The organism is Pseudomonas sp. 313 (genome assembly GCF_000316965.1).
Taxonomy (GTDB): Bacteria; Pseudomonadota; Gammaproteobacteria; order Pseudomonadales; family Pseudomonadaceae; genus Chryseomonas; species Chryseomonas benzopyrenica.
In genome coordinates this window covers 255,814-262,537 of sequence record NZ_ANBZ01000072.1, presented here as the reverse complement: position 1 = coordinate 262,537, position 6,724 = coordinate 255,814, and the positions used below count along the sequence as shown (strand labels likewise).

The window sequence follows — 6,724 nt, the reverse complement described above, 5'->3', positions numbered from 1 at the left end:
AGGCTCTAGAACTTTAACGCCGCGGGATGCCGTAACGGCGCAGGCGCATGGCGATGGCCGAGTGGGAGGTCTGCAGGCGCGCGGCCAGCTGGCGGCTGGACGGATACTGCGGATAGAGCCGCTCCAGCAGCGCCGCCTCGTAGCCCTGGACGGCGGCTTCCAGGGTGCTGACTTCGGTTTCGACCTGCCCCGCCACCGCCGTGCCGGCCAGGTCGAGGTCGTCGACATCGATCTGGCCGCTCTCGCTGATGGCAGCCGCCCGAAAGAGGATGTTCTGCAATTGCCGGACGTTGCCCGGCCAGGCATTGCCCAGCAGCACGCCATAGGTGGCTGGGGCCAGGCGACACGGCGGTCGACCGATCTGGGCGCAGGCCTGCTGCAGGAAGTGCCTCGCCAGCAGCAGGATGTCCTGGCCACGCTCGCGCAGGGCCGGTACCTGCAGGCTGAGTACATTGAGGCGGTAGAAGAGGTCTTCGCGAAAGGTGCCGGTCGCGACCATGGCCTGCAGGTCACGATGGGTGGCAGCGAGAATGCGCACATTGACCTTGGTTTCCTGGGCCCCGCCAACGCGGCGAAAGCTGCCATCCGAGAGAAATCTCAGCAACTTGGCCTGCAGATAGGGCGACATTTCGCCGACCTCGTCGAGAAACACCGTGCCCTGGTCGGCCAGCTCCAGCAGGCCCGGCTTGCCGCCACGCTGGGCGCCGGTGAAGGCCCCTGGGGCATAGCCGAACAGTTCGCTCTCGGCCAGGCTCTCCGGCAGGGCCGCACAGTTCAGCGCCAGAAAGGGCGCCTCGCGGCGGGCACTGGCGGCGTGGCAGGCGCGCGCCACCAGCTCCTTGCCGGTACCGGTTTCGCCCAGGATCAGCAACGGCGCCTCCAGCGCGGCCAGGCGCTGGGCGCGGGCCTTGAGGGTGCGGATGGCGGCGCAATCGCCAAGCAGCGAATCGAATCCCTCGGGGGTGTCGTGGCGAAGCGCCGAGAGACGGCCGCCGATGCGACTGGGGGCATAGAGGGTCAGCAGCCCGCCGGCCAGTCCGCCCACGGGTTCGCCGATGGGGGTGGCGTCCAGCAACAGCGCCTGGCCGCGCAGCACCACCTCGCGCAGGGGCAGGCGAAAGCCCTGGTCCAGCAGTTCACTGGGCAATTCGCTGTCGTTGAAGAGTTCGGCCAGGGTGTTGCCGGCGCCCTCACCGGCCAAGGCGGCAAAGGCCGGATTGGCCAGCAGGATGCGCCCTTCGCCGTCCACCGCCAGCACCGGATCGGCCATGGCGGCAAGCAGGGCATCGAGCTGCAGGGAACGCCGCTGGCCGGGCAGGATGTCCACCACCCGCACCGCCTCGACCCCCACCACGGTGAGCAGGGCGGCGCGCAATTCCTCCAGCACCGCTGCGCTCAGGGTCGGCGCATCGATATAGACGTTGGGCGGCACCATCTCCACGGCGTCCAGATTGAGATTGCGGGCACCGAGCAACGCCAGGACTTCCTGGGTGATGCCGACACGATCGATGAACGACACATGGATACGCATGGAAACCCTGGGGTCTGAAAGCGAAAGGGCTAATGCTACCCAAATGCTCGGGGTAGAATCACTTCTCATTTACCCAGGCGGGACCGCCATGACCAGCAAAGACCCTCTTCTACTCGATCAGCAGCTGTGCTTCGCGCTGTACTCCACCTCGCTGGCCATGACCAAGGTGTACAAGCCGCTGCTCGAAGAGGTGGGCCTGACCTACCCGCAGTACCTGATGATGCTGGTGCTCTGGGAGAACGACCGCCTACCGCTCAAGGAGCTGGCGCGTCGGCTGCACCAGGATTCCGGCGCCCTGACCCCGGTGCTCAAGCGCCTGGAAGCCGAGGGCTACGTGACCCGGCAGCGCAATGCCGAGGACGAGCGCAACCTGTCCATCGAGCTCACCGAGGCTGGCCGGGCCCTGCGCGAGCGGGCCCGGGAGATCAACGGCACCATCAGCGGCTTTTGCGCACTGGGCGATGCGCAGATGAATGCCTTGCGGGAAAACCTGATGACCCTGCGCGCCAAGCTGGAGCGTTGATCCCGTCCCACCGCCGCTGGTCGCCTGCTCCCAAAAATATATTTGCGCGATAACAAGTATCGCGATAACTTAAATCCGTACCTGGGCAATCCTTGCGATCCAAGCCCGACCAAACAGTTATCGCGATACCTAAAAAGGAGCACGCCATGAACATCCTCTACACCGCTTTCGCCACCAGCACCGGCGGCCGTGACGGCCGTTCCATCAGCAGCGACAAGGCCCTGGACGTGCAGCTGTCCACGCCCAAGGAGCTGGGCGGCGCCGGGGGTGCAGGGACCAACCCCGAGCAACTCTTCGCCGCCGGTTACTCGGCTTGCTTCATCGGCGCGCTCAAGTTCGTTGGTGCCAAGGAAAAGATCGCCGTGCCGGCGGACGTCAGCGTGACCGCCCAGGTCGGCATCGGCCCCATCCCCACCGGCTTCGCCCTGGACGTCGAGCTCGTCATCAGCCTGCCGGGCCTGGAGCGCGCCGTGGCCGAAGACCTGGTCGAGAAGGCCCACCAGGTCTGCCCCTACTCCAACGCCACCCGCGGCAATGTGGACGTGCGCCTGACCCTGGCCTGAGTCCGGGAGTTGGATAGCGGGCGCGCATCCCCAGGGATGCGCGCCCTTTTTCATGGCTGTCCGCCCAACGCCGAGAAGCGCTCCGCCAGCCAGCCATGCAGCTGCCGCACGGCTGGCGAAAATTGCCGGCGGTGCGGGCAGAACAGCTGCAGCGGCAACGGCTCGCCGGGCTGCTCGGGCAGCAGCCGTACCAGCCGACCGGTTTGGAGATCGTCGCGCATGTCCAGCCAGGACTTGTAGACGATGCCCTCCCCCGTCACCGCCCAGCGCCGCACCACCTCGGCATCGTCACTCTGCAAGGGTCCGCCGACGGCCACCTGGCGCAGGCCACCGTCGGCCTGTGGAAAGCTCCACTTGTCATGGGTGCGCCCATGCAGCTGGTAGAGCAAGCAGGCGTGCCTGCCCAGGTCATCCAGGCTGCGCGGCGTACCCTGGCGGGCCAGATAGGCCGGCGCCGCCGCCAGCAGCCGGCGGTTGTCCGGGGCGAGCGGCAGGGCCACCAGGCTATCGTCCTGGCTGCGCCCGTAGCGCAGGGCGATATCCACGGGATCGCGGTAGACGTCCGCCTGCTGGTCCGACACAAACAGCCGTAGCGTCAGCCCCGGATGCCGCTGACGGAATTCGGTCAGCCACGGCAGCAGCAGATTGCGCCCCAGGTCGGACGGCGCCGCCACCTGCAACACCCCGCGCAGCTCGGGGCTCTCACCCTGCAGCCGTTCGCGCCCTTCGCGCAGGGTCTCCAGCACCTCCCGGGCATAAGGCAGGTAGGCCTCGCCTTCGGCGGTCAGTCTCAGGCTGCGCGTCGAGCGGGCGAACAGGCGGATACCCAGCTCCCGCTCCAGCCGGCCGATGGCGGCGCTTACCTGGCCTGGCAACAGGTCGGCCTCGCGGGCGGCGCGGGAAAAGCTACCCAGGGCGGCGGAACGGACGAAGAGGCCGAGATCGTCGAAGCGGATCATTTTCACTCCTGCAGTGAAGGTGCTATCCGATTCTGCCGCTTTTTCCGGTCGAGCATGAAGACGACCATGGGCCCATGTCTTCTTATCGTACAAAGGAATCCGTCCATGAAAGCCATCATCCATGGTGACGTCACCCTCCCCGCCAGCGATCCCCGCGCCCTGCAGGACGCCGTACTCACCGATCCCACGCCCGAGGCCCATGACCTCCTGGTGGAAGTCCGCGCCGTGTCGGTCAATCCGGTCGACACCAAGGTGCGTCAGGGCCTGGTACAGCGTGACTCTAAGGTGCTGGGCTGGGACGTCTCCGGTGTGGTGCGGGCCGTGGGGAGCGCCGTCAGCCGCTTCGCCGTGGGTGACGAGGTCTACTACGCCGGCGAGCTGTTCCGCCCTGGCTGCAACAGCGAGCTGCACCTGGTCGACGAACACTTGGCCGGGCACAAGCCCAGGAGTCTGGACCATGCCCAGGCCGCGGCCCTGCCGCTGACCGCCATCACCGCCTGGGAACTACTGTTCGACCGTCTCGGTGCGACCGAAGGCGGCGGCGCCGGCCAGCAGCTGCTGGTGATGGGCGCGGCGGGCGGCGTCGGCTCCGTGCTGATCCAGCTGGCCCGCCAACTCACCGAACTGACCGTGATCGGTACCGCCTCGCGGCAGGAAACCCAGGACTGGGTGCGCCAGCTGGGTGCCCACCACGTCATCGACCACCACCAGCCGCTGCGCCCCCAGCTCGAAGCCCTGGGCCTGGACGGCGTGACCCTGGTCGCCAGCCTCACCCACACCGATGAGCACTTCACCCAGCTGGTGGATGTCCTGCGACCCCAGGGCCGTCTCGGCGTGATCGACGATCCGGCGCAACTCGACGTGGTGCCTATGAAGGCCAAGTCGCTGTCGCTGCACTGGGAACTGATGTTCACCCGCTCGCTGTTCCAGACTCCGGACAAGGTGCGCCAGCACGAGATCCTCGAACGCGTGGCCGGGCTGATCGACCAGGGCATCCTCAAGACCACCCTGGGTGAACACCTCGGCCGTATCGACGCCGCCAACCTGCGCCGCGCCCATGCCCTGCTGGAGAGTCACCAGGCGCGTGGCAAGCTCGTGCTGGAGGGTTTCTGATGCCTCGCTTCACTGCCCTGACCCTCGCCGTCGCCCTGGCCGTGGGTAGCCTGACGGCCCAGGCTGCGCCGCTGCCCCAGGAGCGCACCCTTGGCCAGCTGGAGCCGGTGTTCGCCTTCCAGGACGCCATGCCCACCGGGGTCACCGTCAGCGAGACCGGTCGGATCTTCGTCAACTATCCGCGCTGGGGCGATGCGGTGCCCTTCACCGTGGCCGAACTCAAGGACGGCAAGGCGGTACCCTATCCGGACGCCGCGTTGAACGTGGAAACGCCTGGTCAGCCGGGCAAGGGTTTCATCAGCGTGCAGAGCGTGGTGGCCGATGGGCGCGGGCACCTCTGGGTGTTGGATACCGCCGCACCGGGCTTTGCCGCGCCCAAGGCCGGCGGCGTCAAGCTGGTGGCCATCGACCTCAAGACCAACAAGGTCGCCAGGACCCTGGTCTTCCCCGCCTCGGTGCTCGAACCCAACAGCTACGTCAACGACGTGCGCTTCGACTTTCGCGTCGGTCGCGCCGGGGTGGCCTATGTCACCGACTCGGCGCCTCCCGGTGGCCTGATCATCCTTGACCTCGCCACCGGCCAGGCCCAGCGTCGCCTGACCGGCGCGCCCCAGGCCAACGTCGATCCCAGCTTCGTCCCGGTGGTGGAAGGCGAACCGCTGCTGATGCAGCGCCCCGATGGCAGCAAGGTCCGACCGGCCATCGCCAGCGACGGCATCGCCCTGTCGCCGGACGGCGGCACCCTCTACTTCAGCCCGCTGTCCAGTCGGCACCTCTATGCCGTGCCCACCGCCCTGCTGCGCGACCCCAGCGCCAGCGAGGCCCAGGTGCGCGCCGGGGTGCAGGATCTCGGCGAGAAAGGCGCTTCCGACGGCCTCGAAGCCGATGCCCAGGGCCGCGTCTATGCCGGTGACTACGAGCACAATGCCGTGCGCCAGCGCCAGGCCGATGGCAGCTGGAAGACCCTGGTCCACGATCCGCGCGTGCTCTGGCCCGATACCTTCAGCATCGGCCCGGACGGCTATCTCTATTTCACCGCCAACCAGCTCCATCGCCAGGCCCAGTTCCACGGTGGCCAGGACCTGCGCGAGAAGCCCTACAGCCTGTTCCGCGTCAAGATCGACGCCCAGCCTGCCCCCACCCACTGATCCGATCAGGAGTTATCCATGCAGCTGTCCCAGATCGCCCGTACCCGTTACACCACCAAGGCCTTCGACGGCTCCCGCAGCATCCCGGCCGAACAGGTCGAAGAACTGCTGGAGCTGCTGCGCCAGGCGCCCTCCTCGGTCAATTCCCAGCCGTGGCACTTCGTGGTCGCCGCCAGCGCCGAGGCCAGGGCGCGCGTCGCCCGTGGCATGCAGAGCCCCTACAACGAGCCCAAGGTGCTGCCGGCCTCCCACGTCATCGTGCTCTGCACTCGCCTGGAGATGACCGAAGGCCATCTGGCCCAGGTGCTGGAGCAGGAAGCCCAGGACGGCCGCTTCGCCAAACCCGAGGCGCGCACCACCCAGGACGGCACCCGCCGCCACTTCGTCGACCTGCATCGCCATGAGCGCCAGGATGTGCAGCACTGGATGGAGAAGCAGACCTACCTGGCCTTGGGCACCCTACTGCTCGGCGCTGCTGCGCTGGGTATCGATGCCACTCCCATGGAGGGCTTCGACGCCAACAGCCTGGACCAGGAACTGGGCCTGCGCGAACAGGGTTACACCGCGCTGGTGGTAGTGGGCCTGGGCTATCGTGGCGAAAGTGATTTCAATGCCGCTCTGCCCAAGTCGCGCCTGACCCGCGAACGGGTCTTCACCTTCCTGTAGAACGCCCACATGGATAACGCTACGCACGCGTAGAGGTTGGGCTGAGCGCAGCGAAGCCCAACAAAGGCAGCAGCATTGCCCTTCCTCGACAGGAAAAAGCCGACCGCTAGCAAGGGTCGGCTTTTTCGTTTGGGCCTGTTGGGCTTCGACGGTGAAGCCGTCTCAACCCAACCTACGGCTCATAGACCCGTCACGTGGATAACGCTGCGCACACGTAGGTT

General features: G+C 67.1%; 7 protein-coding genes. 5 read left to right on the top strand and 2 right to left on the bottom strand.

Annotation, left to right across the window (positions count from 1 at the left end; all coding sequences use genetic code 11):
• Window positions 1-13: 13 nt before the first annotated feature.
• A complete protein-coding gene (locus C722_RS0117190) occupies window positions 14-1,531 on the bottom strand; it encodes a sigma-54-dependent transcriptional regulator (protein WP_017641703.1) in 1,518 nt (505 codons plus the stop codon).
• 88 nt (window positions 1,532-1,619) lie between these two features.
• On the opposite strand from C722_RS0117190, the gene C722_RS0117185 reads away from it, so the two are divergent.
• Together C722_RS0117185 and C722_RS0117180 are read left to right on the top strand one after the other, a co-directional pair.
• Window positions 1,620-2,054, top strand: coding sequence for a MarR family winged helix-turn-helix transcriptional regulator (locus C722_RS0117185; protein ID WP_017641702.1), 435 nt, complete (start codon window positions 1,620-1,622; stop codon window positions 2,052-2,054).
• 146 nt (window positions 2,055-2,200) lie between these two features.
• A complete protein-coding gene (locus tag C722_RS0117180) occupies window positions 2,201-2,617 on the top strand; it encodes an organic hydroperoxide resistance protein (protein ID WP_017641701.1) in 417 nt (138 codons plus the stop codon).
• Between the two features lie 50 nt (window positions 2,618-2,667).
• Here the strand turns inward: C722_RS0117180 and C722_RS0117175 are convergent, their stop codons facing one another.
• Window positions 2,668-3,576, bottom strand: coding sequence for a LysR family transcriptional regulator (locus C722_RS0117175; protein ID WP_017641700.1), 909 nt, complete (start codon window positions 3,574-3,576; stop codon window positions 2,668-2,670).
• A 105-nt stretch (window positions 3,577-3,681) separates the two neighbouring features.
• On the opposite strand from C722_RS0117175, the gene C722_RS0117170 reads away from it, so the two are divergent.
• The 3 genes from C722_RS0117170 to nfsB are packed head-to-tail and all read left to right on the top strand — an operon-like array spanning window position 3,682 to window position 6,503.
• Complete coding sequence (locus C722_RS0117170; protein ID WP_017641699.1) at window positions 3,682-4,689, top strand: zinc-binding alcohol dehydrogenase family protein; 1,008 nt, start codon at window positions 3,682-3,684, stop codon at window positions 4,687-4,689.
• Window positions 4,689-5,837, top strand: a complete 1,149-nt coding sequence (locus tag C722_RS0117165; protein ID WP_017641698.1) for an L-dopachrome tautomerase-related protein — start codon at window positions 4,689-4,691, stop codon at window positions 5,835-5,837. Before C722_RS0117170 ends, C722_RS0117165 begins: the two co-directional genes overlap by 1 nt.
• Before the next feature lie 18 nt (window positions 5,838-5,855).
• Window positions 5,856-6,503: an oxygen-insensitive NAD(P)H nitroreductase gene (nfsB, locus tag C722_RS0117160; protein WP_017641697.1), complete on the top strand. Its 648-nt coding sequence runs from the start codon at window positions 5,856-5,858 to the stop codon at window positions 6,501-6,503.
• Window positions 6,504-6,724 lie beyond the last annotated feature (221 nt).